The 19,793-nt window shown below is 26.6% G+C and carries 22 protein-coding genes; 9 read left to right on the top strand and 13 right to left on the bottom strand.

Features of this window, described 5'->3' with window-relative positions:
- Positions 1 to 25 precede the first annotated feature (25 nt).
- From ACRYA_RS02660 to ACRYA_RS02610, 11 genes are all read right to left on the bottom strand, one after another.
- Positions 26 to 1,033 carry a glycosyltransferase family 9 protein gene (locus tag ACRYA_RS02660; RefSeq protein ID WP_105916729.1) on the bottom strand — a complete coding sequence of 336 codons (1,008 nt, stop codon included), beginning with the start codon at positions 1,031 to 1,033 and terminating at the stop codon, positions 26 to 28.
- A 28-nt stretch (positions 1,034 to 1,061) separates the two neighbouring features.
- Positions 1,062 to 1,832 (bottom strand): BUD32 family EKC/KEOPS complex subunit, encoded by a 771-nt coding sequence (locus ACRYA_RS02655; protein ID WP_105916730.1) that lies wholly within the window; start codon positions 1,830 to 1,832, stop codon positions 1,062 to 1,064.
- Complete coding sequence (locus tag ACRYA_RS02650) at positions 1,833 to 2,744, bottom strand: LpxL/LpxP family acyltransferase (RefSeq protein ID WP_105916731.1); 912 nt, start codon at positions 2,742 to 2,744, stop codon at positions 1,833 to 1,835.
- Positions 2,728 to 3,738 carry a lipopolysaccharide heptosyltransferase I gene (gene waaC / locus ACRYA_RS02645; protein ID WP_370684712.1) on the bottom strand — a complete coding sequence of 337 codons (1,011 nt, stop codon included), beginning with the start codon at positions 3,736 to 3,738 and terminating at the stop codon, positions 2,728 to 2,730. The genes ACRYA_RS02650 and waaC overlap by 17 nt, the downstream gene beginning before the upstream one ends.
- Entirely contained in the window at positions 3,738 to 5,207 is a 1,470-nt protein-coding gene (locus ACRYA_RS02640; protein ID WP_105916733.1) for a Ppx/GppA phosphatase family protein, read from the bottom strand. The genes waaC and ACRYA_RS02640 overlap by 1 nt, the downstream gene beginning before the upstream one ends.
- A gap of 1 nt (position 5,208) precedes the next feature.
- Positions 5,209 to 5,463, bottom strand: coding sequence for a YfhL family 4Fe-4S dicluster ferredoxin (locus tag ACRYA_RS02635; protein ID WP_066165984.1), 255 nt, complete (start codon positions 5,461 to 5,463; stop codon positions 5,209 to 5,211).
- A 38-nt stretch (positions 5,464 to 5,501) separates the two neighbouring features.
- On the bottom strand, positions 5,502 to 6,230 hold the full coding sequence (locus ACRYA_RS02630; RefSeq protein WP_105916734.1) for an inositol monophosphatase family protein: 729 nt from the start codon (positions 6,228 to 6,230) through the stop codon (positions 5,502 to 5,504).
- 2 nt (positions 6,231 to 6,232) lie between these two features.
- On the bottom strand, positions 6,233 to 7,033 hold the full coding sequence (locus ACRYA_RS02625) for an EI24 domain-containing protein (RefSeq protein WP_105916735.1): 801 nt from the start codon (positions 7,031 to 7,033) through the stop codon (positions 6,233 to 6,235).
- Between the two features lie 44 nt (positions 7,034 to 7,077).
- Complete coding sequence (locus ACRYA_RS02620) at positions 7,078 to 7,905, bottom strand: radical SAM/SPASM domain-containing protein (RefSeq protein WP_265936544.1); 828 nt, start codon at positions 7,903 to 7,905, stop codon at positions 7,078 to 7,080.
- A gap of 94 nt (positions 7,906 to 7,999) precedes the next feature.
- A complete protein-coding gene (locus ACRYA_RS02615; protein WP_105916737.1) occupies positions 8,000 to 9,421 on the bottom strand; it encodes a type II secretion system protein GspD in 1,422 nt (473 codons plus the stop codon).
- 32 nt (positions 9,422 to 9,453) lie between these two features.
- Positions 9,454 to 10,026 (bottom strand): YigZ family protein, encoded by a 573-nt coding sequence (locus tag ACRYA_RS02610; protein WP_105916738.1) that lies wholly within the window; start codon positions 10,024 to 10,026, stop codon positions 9,454 to 9,456.
- A gap of 14 nt (positions 10,027 to 10,040) precedes the next feature.
- Here ACRYA_RS02610 and tlyA point away from each other — a divergent pair, with 14 nt between their 5' ends.
- The 7 genes from tlyA to ACRYA_RS02575 are packed head-to-tail and all read left to right on the top strand — an operon-like array spanning position 10,041 to position 16,034.
- Complete coding sequence (gene tlyA / locus ACRYA_RS02605) at positions 10,041 to 10,754, top strand: 23S rRNA (cytidine-2'-O)-methyltransferase TlyA (RefSeq protein WP_105916739.1); 714 nt, start codon at positions 10,041 to 10,043, stop codon at positions 10,752 to 10,754.
- Positions 10,723 to 11,574, top strand: a complete 852-nt coding sequence (locus ACRYA_RS02600) for a bifunctional riboflavin kinase/FAD synthetase (protein ID WP_105916755.1) — start codon at positions 10,723 to 10,725, stop codon at positions 11,572 to 11,574. Before tlyA ends, ACRYA_RS02600 begins: the two co-directional genes overlap by 32 nt.
- 20 nt (positions 11,575 to 11,594) lie before the next feature.
- Positions 11,595 to 12,302: a carboxy-S-adenosyl-L-methionine synthase CmoA gene (gene cmoA, locus ACRYA_RS02595; RefSeq protein WP_105916740.1), complete on the top strand. Its 708-nt coding sequence runs from the start codon at positions 11,595 to 11,597 to the stop codon at positions 12,300 to 12,302.
- Positions 12,303 to 12,321: 19 nt separating this feature from the next.
- Positions 12,322 to 12,831 (top strand): thioredoxin-dependent thiol peroxidase, encoded by a 510-nt coding sequence (gene bcp / locus ACRYA_RS02590; protein ID WP_105916741.1) that lies wholly within the window; start codon positions 12,322 to 12,324, stop codon positions 12,829 to 12,831.
- A gap of 8 nt (positions 12,832 to 12,839) precedes the next feature.
- On the top strand, positions 12,840 to 13,859 hold the full coding sequence (locus ACRYA_RS02585) for a plasminogen-binding N-terminal domain-containing protein (RefSeq protein WP_105916742.1): 1,020 nt from the start codon (positions 12,840 to 12,842) through the stop codon (positions 13,857 to 13,859).
- On the top strand, positions 13,859 to 15,247 hold the full coding sequence (locus tag ACRYA_RS02580) for an FAD-binding oxidoreductase (protein ID WP_105916743.1): 1,389 nt from the start codon (positions 13,859 to 13,861) through the stop codon (positions 15,245 to 15,247). The genes ACRYA_RS02585 and ACRYA_RS02580 overlap by 1 nt, the downstream gene beginning before the upstream one ends.
- A gap of 1 nt (position 15,248) precedes the next feature.
- The gene (locus ACRYA_RS02575; protein WP_105916744.1) at positions 15,249 to 16,034 is read left to right on the top strand and encodes a YihY/virulence factor BrkB family protein; all 786 of its coding nucleotides are present in this window, start codon (positions 15,249 to 15,251) and stop codon (positions 16,032 to 16,034) included.
- On the opposite strand, the gene ACRYA_RS02570 is transcribed toward ACRYA_RS02575, so the two are convergent.
- The gene (locus ACRYA_RS02570) at positions 16,017 to 16,583 is read right to left on the bottom strand and encodes a hypothetical protein (protein WP_105916745.1); all 567 of its coding nucleotides are present in this window, start codon (positions 16,581 to 16,583) and stop codon (positions 16,017 to 16,019) included. The genes ACRYA_RS02575 and ACRYA_RS02570 overlap by 18 nt on opposite strands.
- 3 nt (positions 16,584 to 16,586) lie before the next feature.
- Positions 16,587 to 17,855: a UDP-N-acetylglucosamine 1-carboxyvinyltransferase gene (gene murA, locus ACRYA_RS02565; RefSeq protein WP_105916746.1), complete on the bottom strand. Its 1,269-nt coding sequence runs from the start codon at positions 17,853 to 17,855 to the stop codon at positions 16,587 to 16,589.
- Between the two features lie 130 nt (positions 17,856 to 17,985).
- Between murA and ACRYA_RS02560 the strand changes: the two genes are divergently transcribed.
- Complete coding sequence (locus tag ACRYA_RS02560) at positions 17,986 to 18,831, top strand: DMT family transporter (protein ID WP_370685183.1); 846 nt, start codon at positions 17,986 to 17,988, stop codon at positions 18,829 to 18,831.
- A 148-nt stretch (positions 18,832 to 18,979) separates the two neighbouring features.
- A complete protein-coding gene (kdsA, locus tag ACRYA_RS02555) occupies positions 18,980 to 19,777 on the top strand; it encodes a 3-deoxy-8-phosphooctulonate synthase (protein ID WP_176549277.1) in 798 nt (265 codons plus the stop codon).
- The last annotated feature ends 16 nt before the right edge of the window (positions 19,778 to 19,793 follow it).

Below are 19,793 nucleotides of genomic sequence, written 5' to 3'. Positions count from 1 at the left end.
CCTCTAAAATAATTTGGCTTATATACTACAATATCTTAGCTTGATTTAATAAAGCCAAAACGTTTAAAGGCTTAATATTCTTCATGCAAATATTATCCTTACAAGCTTTCATAACTTCTGTTTTATAACAAGGACTACAAGATAATCCTGCATTTATAATATGCACTTCGTTAAAAGGTGTTTTATATGGTCCTGTTTGCTCCTCTGGAGTTGGTCCAATAAGACAAAAAACTGGGGTATTAACTGCAGATGCTATATGAGCTGTTCCTGTGTCAGTTACAACCAAAGCTTTTGCTTTTTCAATAATACTAACCATTTCAGGAATTGTTATTTTTCCTACTAAATCTATAATATTTTTGCTATAAGGCTTAAGAGGCTCAAAAAAATCCTCTTCTCCTTTTGCACCAATTAAAATAATATTATTATGATTTGGAACTAAATTTAAAAACTCTTTCCAATTTTTATGAGGCCAGGCTCTATAATTTAATCTTTTCTTTTTATTATGTGAATTACTTGGACTAACAATAATATAATCATTTGGTAAACTAAATTTAGTTTTAATTTGATTAAAATCTGAACCAAAAACTTTAGGAAATGATTTATCTAAATTTTCCTTTGAAATTATACTTGTGTAAAACTCTTTACAAATTTCAACCATATGAGATTTCGTGATTTTAATATCTTCACAAAACCAACCAACTTTTTTATTCGCAACAATTTTTTCAACTAAACTTTTAAATTGTTTTCCCATTTCAAAATTTATTAAAATATCATAAGGTTCTTTTTTTGAATAGTTTATTACTGCTTTTTTTTGTGAACTAAAAATTATTGGAATTTTTTTATGTTTTAAATGAAAAATTTTATTTACTCTTTTATCATATTCAAAAAGTTTTGAAGCTGCTGGAGTTGATACATAGTCAATAGTTACATCTTCTCCAAACTCCAATCTTAGTGCATCTAACACTGATGTAGAATATACTAAATCCCCTAAAGCTCCACATCTTATTATCAATATTCTTTTTATACTCTTCAAATTTTTCCCTTAATTTTAAAATATTATTTTATAAATTTCTTAATACTTTTATAAACTCAAAAAAATATTTTACATCACTACCAACTCTTTTTTTTATAAACTCTTTTTCATAAAGCCATAAAAAGAATCCAAGTTTTTTACTAAATTTTATTAACTTCTGTTTAAATTCAAAATTATTTGAAAGTTCACAATATTTATTAATTATTTTTTCATAATCTATTTTAAAACTAGCTTCTTTTAACTTTATAAATGATAATAAAAATAGTAAAAAATCTCTATATTGTAAAGTTTTGATATCTACATTAGACTCGAAACTCTCTTCAAAATCTAAAACAAAAACTTTATCATTTTTAAAAGTAAAATTTCTTAATTGACTTCCACCATGAAATTGTGAGAAATTATGAATTTTTGAGAGTTCAAATATTAACTTATCCACAAAAAAATAAAATTTATCTTCATTTATATCTTTGCTTCTTAAATAAGCATTTACACTATTTCCACTATCTTCTAAAACAAAAAAATCTTCACACTTATAAGCTATATTTGGAACATTTATTACTAGTTCTTTAAATTTTTCAAGCTTTGAAACTTCATAAAATAAGGCCTCTTTTGAATTTTTTACAATAGGAGGAATAAGTAGTTCAAAATGAAAAAACTTATAAAAAAAACTCTGAATTTTATCTGGTTTTGTAGCTCTAGATTTTTTTAACCAATACTGCTTTTCATCAAAAATAAAAGGGAAAATATCCTTATTTGATAACTCATACTCTTTTTTTGCTACATTTTCAAAACTGTTCAATTAATCTTCTTTTTTATAAATATCATTTTTAAAATCTTTAAATCTTTTATGTTGCCATAGCCAAAAATCTGGTTTTTCTAAAATTTGCTTAGACAAAATATCATTTTGAATTTGAGTTAACTCTTTTATTTTATCTTCACTTTTAAACTCAAAACTCTTAGTATCAATTGGCTCACAAACTTTTATAGTCCAATCTCTAAAATCATTACAAATAGTAAAAATTGGAATAATTACTGCATCAAATTTCAATGCCATTCTTGAAGTTGAATCTGTTGCTTTTGTAGTTTTTCCTAAAAACTCTATATCTATTCCGCTATTTAAATATTGGTCAATTACCACGCAAACTGTTTTATTCTCTTTAAAAGCTTTTATCATACCCTTTGCAGCACTCTCTTTTTCAAGCATTGTAATATGATTTTTACTTCTTGCTTTCTCATACTTTTTTTGAATATGAGGATTATTCATTCTTCTATTTACTATTGCAACATCTCCGAACATAAGTGCAATATATGGAACAGTTAGCTCCCAACCACCATAATGAGCAGAAATATAAATAATTTTTCTATTCTCTTTTATTGCATCTTCTATTATATGTTTATTTACAATATTTGCTTTTTTTAATAAATCCTCTTTTTCTATATTTTGATTCTCAATGAACTCATACATATTAAAAACCAAAGATTTATAAGAGTTATAAATAATCTCATTTTTTCTATCCTCACTTATACTCTTGCCATAGACAAAATCTAAGTTTGCACGAGCTACTTTTATATGTTTTTTATTAAATTTAAATGCAAAAAATGCAAAAAATTTCAAAATCTGTTTCATAAGAATTTTAGGAGTTATTAAAAATAAAAAAAGAAATGTGTTGTATAAAAAAAGTCTAAAATAATCTTTAATTTTTCTGTACACTTAAAAGCTCCTTTGCTATATCTATAATAATATTCTCATCAATCGTCTTTATTGAAAAATCTTTTTTGTCCAACTTAAAGGGATTTACAACAGAAGAAGACTTTACACTTTTATTAATTTTTGTTTCATAAGTATTTCTATAAGCTGGTGTATTTCCAAAAATTGTTATTGAAGGAGTATTTAAAGCCCAAGCCATGTGTGTTGGTCCAGTATCATTTCCAATTACTAAATCAACTTTGCTAATCAAAGCTTTTAATGTATTTAAATCTATTTTTGGTAAAACAATAGCATCTGAATTATCACAAATAAATTTTGCAATCTCTTTTTCTTCTTCATTTCCCCAAGCAATAAAAAAATTCTCTTTCAAATTTTGTACTATTTTAACAAACTTCTCTTTAGAATACATTTTACTCTTCCAACTAGCACCAACTACAAGAATAATATTTTTCCTATTTTTATCTAAATATTGATAAACTTTTTCATCTTCATTTTTAAAAAATAAGAAAGGTTTTTTATCTAAAATCTCATCTTTTGAAATATCAAAATTAAGTGCTTTTGAAAATAAATAACAGTTTCTATCTATAACATTTTTATCATAAGATATTGATATTTTTTTATTATAAAAAAAACTGGCTAATCCTTCTCTAGTTGAATTTTTACAAAAACCAACTCTATTTTTACCTAAAAATCTAGCAACTATTGCTGATTTTATTAAACCTTGAGCATCTATAATTAAATCATAATTTCTATTTTTGAAACTTTTTACTAGTTTTAATTGAGTTAAAATCTCTTTTTTTGAGTTTTTAATAGATTTTAAATTTAGTTTGATTATATTATTTATATCTGGATTATTTTCTAAAATTTTAGAAAAAGAATCTTCAACAAACCAATCAATTTGGATATTTGGATATTTTCTTTTTATAAACTGCAAAGCAACCATTGAGTGAATAATATCACCCATAGCAGATAGCTTTATAATAGCTATTTTTTGCACTATAAAATCTCTAAGGATAAATCTTTTGGCAGCTCTAGTTTTTCAATATATGAATTTATTAAAAATGATCTATTTGGAAGCTCCAATTTTAAAATATCATCATCTAAAATATAGTTTACTTTTGGACAAGAGAAATCAGTATTTACAGCAATATTTAGAGCAATCATAAATGAAAGCCATTGCATAGTTTCTAAATTTGGTAATAACTCTTTATACTCTTCTATATCACTTTGTTTTGGTAAAGATTTTTTTGAAAACTTTATAGTATGAGCAACTATAACTCTTGAAGTGTGTTGAAAATCATAATTTAAACCATTCAAAATAAACTCAAAGGCATTGTCATTTTTTTTATAAAAATTCAAACTAGAACCAACAGAGTGAAGTTTTGAAGATACAACCAAAAGTTCTTTAAATTTATCATCAAGATTGTGAAGAGGTTTTAAAACTTCAAATATTTTTTTTGCATTGTTACCAAAATAAGCACTTTGTTTCTCATTTAACTCAAATCTATCTAGTAAACTTTTTACACTTACATTAAAATTATTTGGAAATCTATGATTTGAATTCCTTAGTAAATCTGTAAGATAAACACCTTCTCTCACACCTACACCAGAAGTTACAACTTCTTTTATATTCAACTCATCAAGAATAGTTTTAAAAATAAATGTACCCTCTTTTATGGTATCAAATCTATCTTTTTTAACTCCTAATTCTTGAAGTTCTTCATTTGAATCTGCTTTTAAAATATTTTCAAAAAGTTTTTTCTCTTTATTTACATCATATGTAAATCCATGAATTGCATCTAATGGGTATTCATTTTTAACCATAATCATTTTTGATAAAGTTCTAATACTTCCACCAATTCCAACAGCTTTTGAAGGAATATCAATATTTTGTTCAAAAACTTTTTTTAAGTTCTCTAAAATATACTCTTTTGCTCCGTTTATATTGTCTTTGTTAAAATATAACTCTTTTATTCTTACAGTTCCAATATTTAAAGATATTGATTTTAATATTTTTTTGTCTTTTACAAAACAAAATTCTGTACTTCCACCACCAATATCAATAGTTATAAACTCGTCATCATGAAGTAAATTTGAAGTAGCAACACCACCAAAATATGACTCTTTTTCTCCATCAATTACTTTTATACTCAAACCCAAATCATTTTTAACTCTATTTAAAAAAACTTTTGAATTTGGAGCATCTCTTAAAGCAGAAGTTGCAACACACAAAACTTTTCTTGATTTTAAAGCATTTGAAATATTTAAAAAAGATTTTAAAGACTGGTAAGCTCTTTCCATAGGAATTTCTTGAAGATTTCCACCATTTTCATAGCAACCTTCAGAAATTTTTACCCTACTTTTTGTCTCATTTATTAAAGAAAAAGCAAAACGGCTAGATTTTTCTAAAACAACCATCCGCATTGAATTTGAGCCAATATCGATGACTGTTGTAATTTTAGACATTTTAGTTTTCTTCTTCCATTAACTGGTCATATTTAAATTTTAACTCTTCTAATGTCTCTTCGTTATCTGGGTCCAAAATAATACAATCAACTGGACAAACCTCAACACATTGAGGTTCTTCATAGTGCCCAACACACTCTGTACAACGATCAGCGTCGATTACATAAATTGGATCACCCTCTTCAATAGCCATATTTGGACACTCTTCCCTACAAGCATCACATGCAATACATTCATCCATAATTATTAAAGCCATATAATTTTCCTAATTTTTTTATTAATCTGGAGTTATACCTAAAAATCTTTAATAATTTCTTTAAAAATTGAAAATTGTTCTTTATATTTTGTAACAAATATAATATCTTCTTCTTTTTTTATATATAAATCTCTACTTATAAATAATCCAGCTTCAACATCAAATTCTCTTAAATCTCCTTTAAAAATAACAAACAAAAAATCTCTTGCATTTGCCAAAGATAGTGCTGTTGCACCAAGAACTCTAAACTTTACATTTTTATCATCTATATTTTTACAAATATTTGGATATTTATATCCTCTTTCAAAAACTGCAACTTTTGAACTATTATGCTCGATTCTTTGAAACTCTTTTTTATTTTCCAAACAAAAATATTTTATCTCATCATCTAAACTTCTATAAATTAAAGTTTTATTTGCCATATTTGCTACAAAACCAGCAATAATTTCATCACTCTTTTTAACTGCAACGGAAGTACCAAAATATGGGATATTTGACAAAAAGTTATTACTTCCATCAAGTGGGTCTATTATAAATGTAATATCTTTTTTGTTATCTATAAATCCGCACTCTTCACTAAAAATATTTCCAAAATCTTTTAGATTTTTTATAAATATATCTTCAAAAAAAATATCAATTTTTAGTGAATTATCCCCACCAAATCCAATCTGTTTTGTATATGTAAAATCGTCTTCTTTTAAACTATTTTTTATATATTCTACTATTTCAAGATTTGATTTTATTATTGCTTTTGTTATATTTTCCAAAACTACATATCCTCTTTTTTATCTTGATTTTTAGTTTTTTCAAGATTTTCTAGCTCTATAAAATAAGCATGTGATAGGAAAATAATATAAAAAATTGAAACAAAAAGTGTAACAAAAGGAATAGTAGTAATAAAATATAAAAAAAGTGTTCTAACTCTAAATGAACTAGAAGATTTAGAATAAATTTTTTCATACTCTTCTTTGCTCAAAATTGTTGAAGATACATCATAATTTAACATTTTGTGAAAAAAATAGTACAAAGGAAGATAAAGAGCTATAAAATTTATAAGCGGAATAAAATACAATGGAATAAATAAAATATATAGTAAAATCATCATAAAAAATGCTTTTAAAAATACCCCAAATGCTCCTAAAATAGTTCCATACGGTTTTAAATTTAAGTTTTTATAGCTAGTTTCATTTAAATATTTTATAACAAAAGGTGTCAAAAAACCAATAATTACCAAAGTTAATATAACACTTAAATGAAAAACAAAAATAGCTCCAATACTATAAAATAGGAATCCAGCAATCCAAGAAGTAATAGAATACTTAAATAAAAAAACTATAAAATATGTAAGCCAAACAAAATAAAATGGTGCATTTTCATCAATAACAACTTCACCACCAGCTTGTGATGTAAGAGCAACAGTTTTAAGAGCTTCTATACCAACACTTGCAACTCCAAAAAATAACATATATAAAATCAACATTGTTATAAAAAGTGGAATTAGAGCCAGTTTTAGCATTTTTGAACTAAAAAAATCTCTTATACTTCTTTGTAAAATTTCTACTTCATTCATATTTTATCTTTTATTTAATTTTTGCATATTCTACCTACAAATGGTTAAAAATCAAACCTTGTCCTATACTCACACTTTTGACAAAGCTCTTCTTTTAAAATATTATTTTTAAAACCCTCTATCATCTGTTTTGCTCTTTGTCCTTGCAAAATCTCTTTTATAGTTGATTTCTCAATATTTCCCAAATTTATATTTGCATCTAAATCCAAACAACAAGGAACTACAGTTCCATTTGATAAAATGCCAAAATGTGAGTTTAAACCATAGCAAAAACCTTTTTGACTTACAACTTCATTTTTTAAATTTGGCCAAACAAAATATTCATCAAAATTTATAAATATTTTTCTAGCAACTCTTATATTTTTTGGTTTATTTTCATAAATCTCATCTATATTTAAATTTGAAGAAAAAAAGTGATTTAATTTATCAAAAATCTTTAGATTAAACTCTTTTGCACTCTTTTTCTCATCTAAATTCCAAATTCTAAAGTTTATAAAATATTCATGTTTTTTATTTTGTGCAAACTTTACAAACTCTAAAATAGGCTCTATGTATTCATCAAAACTTTTTTTATGAGAGTTGGCATTATATGAGTTTAGTGAAAAATTTATCTGCTTGATTGTAGTATTTAGTAAAGTTTCATAATGCTTTTGTGAAATATTATTTGCTGTTGTTGTTATATTTACCTTTAAATTATGCTTTTTACTTATATTTAAGTATTCACTTAAATTTGTCAAAACTAAAGGGTCACCTACAATATGGTATGCTAACTCATTTGTGATATCTTTTAGCTCAAAATTTAATCTATCAAAAGTATTTAAATCCATAATCTTATTTGCTAATAGTTTTGGTGGACAAAAAGAGCATTTCAAATTACAAATATTTGTAAGTTCTATATGAACTTTTTTAAACTTTTTTATCTCTTTTCCTTAATTTTTTGCTGATTTTATCAAAATAAGCTAAAAATCACTGTTGCTCAAAAAAATCTTTAAACTTTTTTTCTTGTAAAGCTTGTGTATCTTCTATTTTATTCTCATTTTTTGATTTTAATTCAACTTTTAAATCACTCAAACTCTCTTCTAAATATCTCTCTTCTAGTGCTTTTAACTTTGTTAATTTATCTCTTATATATGTAATATCTTGGGTTTTTTGAATAATATATGGTGTTACAATTATTACTAAATTATTTTTTCTATTTAGATTTGATTCATTTTTAAAAAGTTCTCCTAACACTGGAATATCTCCCAAAACTGGTACTTTTTCCTCTACAATCTCATTTTTATTTTCAATTAATCCACCTATTATTACACTCTCTCCATTACTTAAAATTGCTGTTGTATTTATCTCTTTTTTAAGAGTATCAGGATTACTAGTTCCAACTGATCTTACTTTTAAATTTTCCAAAAGTGTATTAATCTCTAAGCTAAGTTTTGTGTCACTTGAAACTCTAGGTTTTACTTTTAAAGTCAATCCAATATCTTCTCTTTCATAATTTGTTCTTAAAGTTCCACCATCTGTTACACTACTTGAAGTTTGCATTGAAATTTTTTCTCCAACATATATAAAACTCTCTTTGTTGTTTAAAGCCAAAATTGATGGTTCAGAAACAATATCCAAAGCTCCTTGCTGTTTTAAAAGATTTAAACTTGCACCCAAAGCTAGTCCTGATTTTAAATTTAATTTTTTTACATCTATACCTAAAAGTGTTGAAGCATCTTCAATACTTTTTGAACCACCATTTAAGTTTGTTGATATTGCCATAATTCCATCACTTGAGCTATCTGCTTTTAAAATTCCATAAGATAAACCTATTTTATTTACAAGTTCGTTGTTTACTTCTATAATTTTTGCTTGAATATAAACTTGTTCTTTTTGTTTATCTAAATCTTTTAAAAGATTAAAAAGTGGCTCTAAAATATCTTTTTGACCTGTTAAAACAATTGAATTTGTCTCTTGTGCAAATGAAATATTTGGTTTTTCACCCTCTTCATAACTATTTTTTTCAATAATATTTTCCAATATCTTAGCTATATTTTCTGCATCGATATTTCTTAATTCATAAACTTTTGAGATAGAATTTTGTTTTTTTGGTGGTATTTTTTTACTAATTTTTAAAAAATCACCTTTTTGTTCCAAAATATAATTATGCTCATCTAAAATAGTTTTTAAAATTGTAAGCAAATCATCTTTCTTGATTTTTTTATTTGATACAAAGTTTAAATTTATATCCAAAGGTTCACTCACAAGAATATTTTTATTACTCACTTTTGAAACGATTTTTATAAATTCATCTAATTTTAAATTTGTAAAATTTACATCTATATAATCATTGGCAAAGCTTTGTACAGAAAAGAATAAAAGAAAAAAGAGATTTAAAAACCATTTCATTTGCTACCCCTAGAAATAATATGATAAGTTTTTTATATTATCTTAATTTCTCTTGGAAGTAAAGATTTTATAGTTTCTAATTCATCTTTTGTAATTTGGATTGTTATTTTTATACTATTTAAAAAATCTTTATTTATAATTTTTATACTATTTTGATTTAAAATATACTCAAGCTGTCCTAAAGAACTATATTCGCACTCTATTATATGATTCTCTAGTTTTTTATACTCAAAAAATTCTGCAATTTTTATAACTTCATTTAAAGAGCCACCATAAGCTCGAACTAATCCACCAGTTCCTAATTTTATTCCACCAAAATATCGAACTATTATTGCTGCGATATTTATAATACCTGCACCACTTAAAACAGCCAATGTTGGTTTTCCACTTGTTCCTCTTGGTTCTCCATCATCACTACTATTTTCAACAATTTGCTCAAACTCATTTAAATATCTATATGCATAAACAAAATGAACAGCTTTTGGATGCTCAACTCTTAATCTTTGCATTGTTTTATCAAAATCTTTATAAGGCATTAAAAAAGCTATAAATTTTGATTTTTTCTCTTCTACTGTTGCTGTAAACTCTTTTTGAACAAATTTCAACTATAATTTTCCTTATGAGATTAGATTTATACCTTAGCCAAAATTTTAATATTCAAAGTAGAAACAAAGCACTTGAACTAATTCTTTCAAATAAAGTAAAAATAGATGGTGAAATTGTATCAAAAGCTTCATTTTTAGTTTATGAAAATATGATTATTGAAATACTTGAAGAAGATTTTTATGTTTCAAGAGCTGCTTATAAACTAAAATATTTTTTAGATGAGCTAAAAAATGAGATTAATTTAAAAGATAAAACAGCTCTTGATATTGGAAGTAGTACTGGTGGATTTACACAAATTTTATTAGAATTTGATATTAAAAAAGTAATTTGTGTTGATGTTGGAAGTAATCAACTTCACGAAAGAGTAAAAAAAGATAAAAGAATAGAGTTTTTTGAAAACTGCGATATTAGAGATTTTAAAAGTGATATTTGTTTTGATATTGTAACTTGTGATGTATCTTTTATCTCTATTTTAAAAATTATTGATTCAATAAACTCTTTAAATTTTAAAAATATAATAATACTTTTCAAACCACAATTTGAAGTTGGAACTGGAGTAAAAAGAGATAAAAAAGGTGTAGTAAAAGATAAAAATGCGATTTTAAAAGCTAAAGAGAACTTCTTAAGCAAAGCATTTTCTTTGAACTGGAAATTAAATTATAACAGCATTAGTAAGCTTGTAGGAAAAGATGGAAATGAAGAAGAGTTCTTCTACTTTAGTAAATAGTAATTTTAATAAAAATATTATAGATTCAATTGCAATTGGTGGATTTGATGGTATGCATATTGCTCATCAAGAGTTATTTAAAAACTTAAACCAAAATGGGGCAATTATAAGTATAGAAACAGGTTATGCTTCAATTACTCCAAAAGATTATAGACAAGAGTACACAAGATACCCAATTTTTTATTATGATTTAGAAGATATAAAAGCTCTTGATGGAGCCGATTTTATAAAGATGCTAAAAAATGATTTTAAAAACTTAAATAAAATAGTTGTTGGTTTTGATTTTTGTTTTGGTAAAAATAGAGCATACAAAACAGATGATTTGAAAAAAATTTTTGATGGAGTTGTAGTTGTAATACCTGAAATAAAGCTAAATAATTTCCCAGTTCATTCACGATATATAAGAGAATTTTTACTAAATGGAGATATAGAAAAAGCAAATAGCTTTTTAGGAAAAGAGTATAAAATTTTTGGAAAACATATAGTTGGACAAGGACTTGGAAAAAAAGAGTTTGTAGCAACTATAAATCTAAATGTAAATGAGTTTTTATTACCACAAAATGGAGTTTATATCACAAAAACTATTGTAAATGATATTGAATATAACTCTATTAGTTTTTTGGGGCAAAGAGGTTCAACAGATTGTAAATTTGCAGTTGAAACTCATATTTTAAATCAAGAAAATATAGAAATAAAAGATGAAAACGTACAAATAAAATTTATAAGTCGTATAAGAGAAAATAGAAAATTCGATAGTTTTTTAGAACTAAAAAATCAGATTTTTAAAGATATAGATATTGCTAAAAAATATTTTTATTAATTTTTAGATAGAATATTAGAATGATTGATAAAGTATTTAATAAAACAATTTCAAAACAGTTTGAGTTTGATGAAGAGGTAGCTAGCGTATTTGATGATATGTTAGAGCGTTCTGTTCCTTTTTATAAACAGATGCAAAAACTATCAATATCTTTTGCCAATAATTTTTTAAAAGAAAATAGTAAGGTATATGATTTAGGTTGTTCAACTGCTTCAACTTTGATTGAACTTAGTAAAACAACTCCTTATAAATTAGATTTAATAGGAATAGATAACTCAACAGCAATGCTTGAACGAGCTAGTAAAAAAGCAAAAGCATTTGGGGTTGATATAGAGTTTTTAAACAGTGATATTTTTGATGTTGAATTAAAAAATGCAAATCTTGTTATTTCAAACTATACTTTACAATTTATAAGACCAATAAATAGAGAAAAATTAGTAAAAAAAATATATGATAGCTTAGAAGATGGTGGAATTTTTATCTTTAGTGAAAAACTAGTTTCACAAGATAGCTCTTTGAATAAACAGTTTATAGATGAGTATTATAGCTTCAAAAAAACTCAAGGTTATAGTGAGTTTGAAATATCTCAAAAAAGAGAGGCTTTGGAAAATGTACTTATTCCTTATACTGAAGATGAGAATAAAAAGATGATAAAAGATGCTGGATTTAAACATTGTGAAACTCTTTTTAAATGGGTAAACTTTGCAACTTTTATAGCAATTAAATAGTAAAACCAAAGGAGAATATATGTTAAAAACAGGAGATATGGCACCAGCATTTTGTGCTTTTAATCAAGATGATACAGAAATTTGTCTAAGAGATATTGTTGGAAATTGGATAGTTTTATACTTTTATCCAAAAGATTTAACTCCAGGGTGTACAACTCAAGCTTGTGATTTTACAGCAAACTTATATAAATTTGATAATTTAAAAGCAACAATTATTGGTGTAAGTCCTGATGATAGTGCAAAACATAGAAAATTTATAGAAAAATATGATTTAGGTATTACTCTTTTAGCAGATGAAAATAAAAAAATGTGTCAAGATTACAATGTTTGGCAATTAAAAAAATTTATGGGAAAAGATTTTATGGGAGTTGTTAGAACAACTTTTATTATAAATCCAAAAGGAGAAATTGCAGCAATTTGGGATAAGGTGAGTGTACGAAAAACAAAGAGTGTAAAAGGAAATAAAATCGAAGTTTTACATGTGGATGAAGTTAGAGAAAAACTAGAAGAATTACAATCAAAATATTAGGAAAAAATATGAAAAAAATGTTTACAAAGTTAGCTTTTGTTGGTGCTATTTTATTTGCTACAAATAGTTTAGCAGTTGAAACTGTTTGTTATAAAAATGGTTTAGATACACCATCACAAATTGAAACTGCAAAACTTGAAGGTGGAATTTGTGGTGGTAAAACTACTGTTGGAGAAATGTTAAAAAATGGTTGGCAAATTTTAGATATAAATGTAACAACTGAAAATGGGAAGTTAAGTTACTCATACTACTTTTATCAAAATGCAAAACAGGGTTTAAGTAGTGGAACTTATGCATCAAAATTAGATTATGGGAAAAAAGAGTTCTCTATTTCACCTATGGCATTTAAAATTGATAATTTAGAAAATAACAAAACAACTATTCCAAAAGGAAATTTGCTTATAGGTCAAAGTGGAATTGTTGTGCATATTTATGACAACGATAGAAGACTAATAGTTTCAAACGCAAAAGTAGTAAGCTCAAATGAAAAAAGTTCTGTTATTGAATATTTTGCTTTTGATGATTTAAAACAAGATGCAATTCCTAATACAAATAGAGTAGTTGAAAAAGGTGATATTTTACTTTTAAACTATATGTATGACCAATCTTTACTTATAGCTCCTGATTTTAATAACTATAAAGCAGTAAAAGATGATTTTGCTCAAAACAACTTTATACATCCAGATTTATTTGGGGCTGCTTTAAAATTTCAAAATCAACCACTTCCTAGAATTGAAGATTTCCAAAAATTTGCAATTGAGCAAAATTTAGGAACTATTTTTATTGTATTAAATAGAAAAATCTTTATATATGATGCAAAAACATTTACTCTACTAGATAGTTATAGTTTACAAATTGGTTCTTCAAAAAAACAGTTGCCATTCTTTACAAGAGTTGAAGAGATAAAAGGACCACTAATTGACCTTAAAAATATTCCTATTGTATCTGATGTTTTAGGTTTAAATGAAGATGGTATAGATGATTCAAGCTATGACAACTACTATAAACAACTTTTGGGAGTTAAATAGTGATTGATAAAAAACATTTGGATTACTTCATTTCTATTGTTGGTGAAGAGAATGTAAAATCAGACAAAGCTCATTTGATAGCTTTTTGTTACGATGCTACAAGAAGTCGTTTTGAGCCAGATGCTGTTGTTTTTCCAAGACACGAACAAGATGTAAGTGATATACTAAAATATTGTAATGAAAATAAAGTAGTAATTGTTCCACGAGGTGCTGGAAGTGGATTTACAGGTGGAGCATTGCCTTCAAATGGTGGAATTATTCTATCACTAGAGAGACATATGAATAAACTACTTGAAATTGATATGCAAAATATGGTTGGAGTTGTTCAACCAGGAGTTGTAAATATGCAGTTTCAAAAAGCAGTAGAAGAAGTTGGTCTATTTTATCCACCAGATCCAGCAAGTGAAGAGTATTCAACTCTTGGTGGAAATGTAAGCGAAAATGCTGGAGGTATGAGAGCTGCTAAATATGGTATCACAAAAGATTATGTGATGGCTTTAAGAGCAGTTTTACCAAATGGAGATATTATAGTTGCTGGTAAAAAAACTATCAAAGACGTAGCTGGTTATAATGTTGCTGGTATTTTAATAGCTAGCGAAGGAACTTTGGCAGTTATTACAGAGATTACTTTAAAACTTATTCCAAAACCAAAATTTAAAAAAACTTATATGGGAGTTTTTTCAGATGTAAATAGTGCTATGACAGCTGTTTTTAAATCACTTGCAAGTGGAGCAAATCCTGTTGCTATGGAGTTTTTAGATTCACTTGTAATAAAAGCTTTAAAACAAAAGTTTCCTCAAGTTTCATTGCCAGAAAATGCTGGTGGAATTTTAATAGGTGATGTAGATGCAAGTAGTATTGCTGAAATTGAAGACCAATTAAATATTTTGAAAAACTCTTTTAAAGAAAATGGCTCAATAGACTTTATTGTGGCACAAGATGAAGAAGAGAGTAAAAAACTATGGTTTGCAAGACGAAATGCAAGTCCAGCAACTATGGTTTATGGAACAAAAAAATTAAATGAAGATATAAGTGTTCCAAGAAGTAAGCTTCCAGAGGCTTTAGATGAGATTTATAAAATCGGTGACAAATATGGTTTCCAAGTGCCTTGTTTTGGACATGCAGGAGATGGAAATATTCACGTAAATGTTATGGTTAAAGATAAAAACAATGAAAAAGAGATGGCTGATGGTCACAAAGCTATTGAAGAAATTTTCCAGCTTGTTGTAGATATGGGTGGAACTCTAAGTGGTGAACACGGTATTGGTATATCAAAAGCACCATTTATGAATATAGCATTTACTGAAGCTGAAATGAACCTATTTAGAAATATCAAAAAAGCATTTGACCCAAATAATATTTTAAATCCTTTTAAAATGGGATTATAAATTGGAAAATAGTAAAAATACTATTTCCAAAAAGCTATTTGTAGCTGTTGAAACATTTTTTAATGATGACACAAGCTACTATGCTGCAAGTCTTAGTTTTTTTACTATATTTTCAATACTACCAATAATTGCTCTTGGAATTGCTATTATTTCACAATTTCAAGAATTCAACTCATATCTTGATATGTTTACAAATTTTTTACTAAACTTTTTAAATCCTACTCACTCTGACGAAATTGTAAATACCCTAAAGAATTTTATATCAAACTCTGATAAATTAGGCTTTATAGGAATATTTTATATGCTTTTTGTCTATATTATGTTTTTCAAAGATTATGACTATATTGTAAATAAAATACATCAAACAACTAGAAGAGCAATATATAAATCATTTTTTATATACACAATCTTTTTTATACTGTTTCCTGCTATTTTTATTGTATTAAATTTACTTTTTAGTTTTAATGATAGTAATTTTTTCAAAAAAATTCTACTATTTTTATTTACTTGGCTTATATTTTTTGCTTTATTTAAAGTAAGTGTAAATAAAATTATATCTACGAAAGCAGCTTTTATATCATCTTTTTTGACTTTGGCAACTTTAAGTATTACAAAAAATCTTTTTATATATTATGTCGTTTACAACAAAACATATACAACAATTTATGGCTCACTTTCAACTTTGCTTTTCTCAATTTTATGGATTTATATTTCATGGATAATCTATCTTTATGGTATAAAAATTTGTCATAAATTAAATATGAGATATCTAAATCAAGTCGTATAAATCATCTCTGATTCTAAGTGGGATTTCTGAAAAAATCTTATCTTGATTTTGTATAAGACTATAACAACTTGAACAAAGTAGTATAAGATTTTCAACATTATAACCTCCATTTTCATGACTTTCTTGGGCCAAAATTATAGAACTTTTTTGTATTTTATCCATAATATTCCCACATCTATTGCAAATTCCCTCTTCTCTAAAAAAAACCAACTCTTTTCTTCGTAAAAAGTCTTGTGGAATTTTTTTGTTTGGTTGAGAATTTATCCCATAACCACTCCAAATAAGCTCTTTTTTTACACTTTTTTGAGTTGTCTTTTCCCAGTGGAAATCTGCAAATTGTCTTATAACTTCATGAATAACCATAGCTTTTTGAACTTTTAAATTATCTTCTTCTTCCTTGTCTTCATACAAAGTTAAGTCAAAATGAATATTTGGATACTCTCTTTTTAAATAACTATTAACTAAATCCAAAAAGAGCTGAAATCTATTTAATTTCAACTCTTTTTCTTCTTCTTTAGTTTCAAATAGTTTTTTAATATTATCAAACATACATTATTTTTCTTTACATCTTTGAATACTTGCACCAATTTTTAAGAATTTTCCTTCTAAATCTTCATATCCTCTATCAAGATGATAAATTCTATGAATATTTGTCTCTCCTTGTGCAACCAAGGCTGCTAAAACAAGAGCTGAAGATGCTCTTAAATCTGTTGCCATAACATCTGTTCCACTTAAATTACCTTTTTCACCAATAATTGTAGCTATATTTCCATTTAAATGAATTTCAGCTCCAAGTCGAACAAGTTCACTTGCATGCATAAATCTATTTTCAAAAAGTCTCTCATCAATTGTGCTAGTTCCTTCTGCTTGAGTTGCAAGTGCCATAAACTGAGCTTGCATATCTGTTGGGAAACCTGGATATTCTGTTGTAATAATATTTACAGGTAAAATTTTTGATGTTGGAAAAATTGTAAGTTCATCTTCTTTTATATCTATTTCAAAATTCATCTCTTCTAGCTTTGAAATAACAGCTTCAAGATGAGCAGGTACAATATTTTTTATAGTTAATTTTTGGTTTGTAATAGCAGCTGCACACATATAAGTTCCAGCTTCTATTCTATCAGGAATTACGCTAAAAGGTTTGATATCAAGTAACTCTCCACCTGTTCCTTCAATAATAATTTTAGATGTTCCAATTCCATCTATTTTTACTCCAGCACTTGCTATTACTTCACATAATTGAACAATTTCTGGCTCTTTAGCTGCATTTATTATAGTTGTAACTCCAGAAGCTAATGCTGCTGCCATAACTATATTTTCAGTTCCACCAACTGTAACTTTATCAAATACAATTTTTGCACCTTTTAATCCATTTGGAGCTGTGGCTTTTATATATCCTTGAAGTATTTCAATTTTTGCACCCATGGCTTCCAAAGCTTTTAAGTGTAAATCAACAGGTCTTTGACCAATTGCACAACCACCAGGAAGAGAAACTTCACAATGCCCAAATCTTGCAAGTAAAGGTCCTAGAACCAAAATAGAAGCTCTCATAGTTTTTACTATATCATAAGTTGCAGTTGTATTATCTATGATACTAGTATCTATTTTTGCACTATTTTTATCTTTTTCAAAACTACCACCTAGCATTTTTATAAGCTTCAAAAAAGTGTTTATATCAGCAACATCTGGAAGATTGTTTATGATAGTTTCATTTTTTGCCAAAATAGTAGATGCTATTAAAGGAAGTGCCGCATTTTTTGCTCCAGAAATATATATATCTCCACTTAGCTTTTGATTTCCTATGATTTTTAAATAATCCATAAATTTCCTAAATAATGTTTAAAATGGTTAAGATTTTAACGAAATATTGCTTTAACACAAATTTTGCAATACTTTTGGTTTTTAAAAGGATTTTGGATTGGAAGAAAATGTAAATAAAGCTATAAAATATATGATTATTGCTTCTTTTTTATTTGCTTTAATGGGAGTTACTGCAAAAGAGCTAAGTGATAATTTATCTACAATAGAGGTTGTATTTTTTAGAAATATCTTTGGAGTCTTTTTTATACTATTTTCTATATACAAAAGTCCGCTTAATCAGTTGGGTGGAAAATTTTGGTTACTTATTTTTAGAGGAATTGCAGGATTTTCTGCTTTGCTTTTCTTCTTTTATAATATTGCAAATATTCCTCTAGGAGAAGCTATGACTTTTTCTAAAACATCTACAATATTTACAGCACTTTTAGCATATTTTTTTCTAAAAGAACATATTGGATTTAAAGGTTGGATTGGAGTTTTTATAGGATTTATTGGAATTTTATTTATTGCCCAGTTTGATGGAAGTAGCCTTAAAAAAACAGATTATTTAGGAATTTTATCTGGTGTTGGAGCAGCTTTAGCATATACATCTATACGAGAATTAAGAAAATATTATGATAGCAGAGCTATTGTTTTGAGTTTCATGGGCGTTGGTACAATCTTACCTTTGTTTTTTATGATAATAAGTGAGTTTTACACAAATCCAAACCTTGATTTTATGTTGGGTACTTTTGTAGTTCCACAAAGTAGAGATTGGATTTTTATAGCTTTCTTGGGAATTTTTTCTACTTATGCACAAATATATATGACAAAATCATACTCTCTTGCAAAAGCAGGCATTGTAAGCACTGTTTCTTATAGTAATATTGTTTTTTCAATAATTTTAGGACTTTTTATGGGAGATGCTTTTCCATCTTTTATAGTGCTTTTGGGTATAATTTTGATTGTAATTAGTGGAATAATGGTTAGTAAGAAATAATAAATTAGTTCAAGGCTTCGTTCTCGAAGCCCTTTAGAGTTTTGCTACTTTTAGGAATTTTTTATAAATTCCGCTAAAAAGTAGTTTAATATAATATGGTTCCTTTTATTTAATTGGAACCAATTAAATAAAAGGAAAATATATTATGTTGACAGTTATGACAGGACCTTGTGTTTTAGAAGATATGGATACAGTTTTAAAAATAGCAGAAAAATTAAGACCACTTAGTGAAGATAAAAGAGTTGATTTTTATTTTAAAGCTAGTTTTGACAAGGCAAACAGAACAAGTCTAAGCTCATTTAGAGGACCAGGACTTGATGAGGGTTTAAAAATTTTTGAAAAAATCAAAAAAGAGTTTGGGTACAAAGTGGTTACCGATATTCACGAATCATATCAAGCAGCTCCTGCTGGAGAAGTTATGGATATACTTCAAATCCCTGCTTTTTTGTGTCGTCAAACAGATTTGTTAGTTGCTGCTGCTAAAACAAAAGCAAAAATAAATATTAAAAAAGGGCAATTTTTGGCAGCTGATGCTATGAAGCACCCTGTTGAAAAAGTACTAAACACAAGAGGAATAAGTGAAGTAAGCTATGAAAGTAGCAAAAAAGCTGGTGTTTGGCTTTGTGAGAGAGGAAACACTTTTGGATATGGAGCTTTGGTTGTAGATATGAGAAACTTACTACTTCTGCGACAATATGCTCCTGTGATTTTCGATGCAACTCATAGTGTGCAAATTCCAAGTACTGGAGGAACAACTGGAGGGAACAGCTCATTTGTACCATATATGGCAAGAGCAGCTGCTAGTGTTGGAGTAGATGGATTTTTCTTTGAAACACATATTGACCCAAAAAATGCAAAAAGTGATGGACCAAATATGCTTAATATTGAACAACTTTATAAAACAATGGATGAGATTTTTGCTATAAAAGAGGCTTTAGGAAACTAAAACCTCTAAAGCAAAA

It is taken from the genome of Aliarcobacter cryaerophilus ATCC 43158, from assembly GCF_003660105.1.
GTDB lineage: Bacteria > Campylobacterota > Campylobacteria > Campylobacterales > Arcobacteraceae > Aliarcobacter > Aliarcobacter cryaerophilus.
Note: the sequence above shows the minus strand (reverse complement) of the source record. Positions and strands in the feature narration are given on the sequence as shown.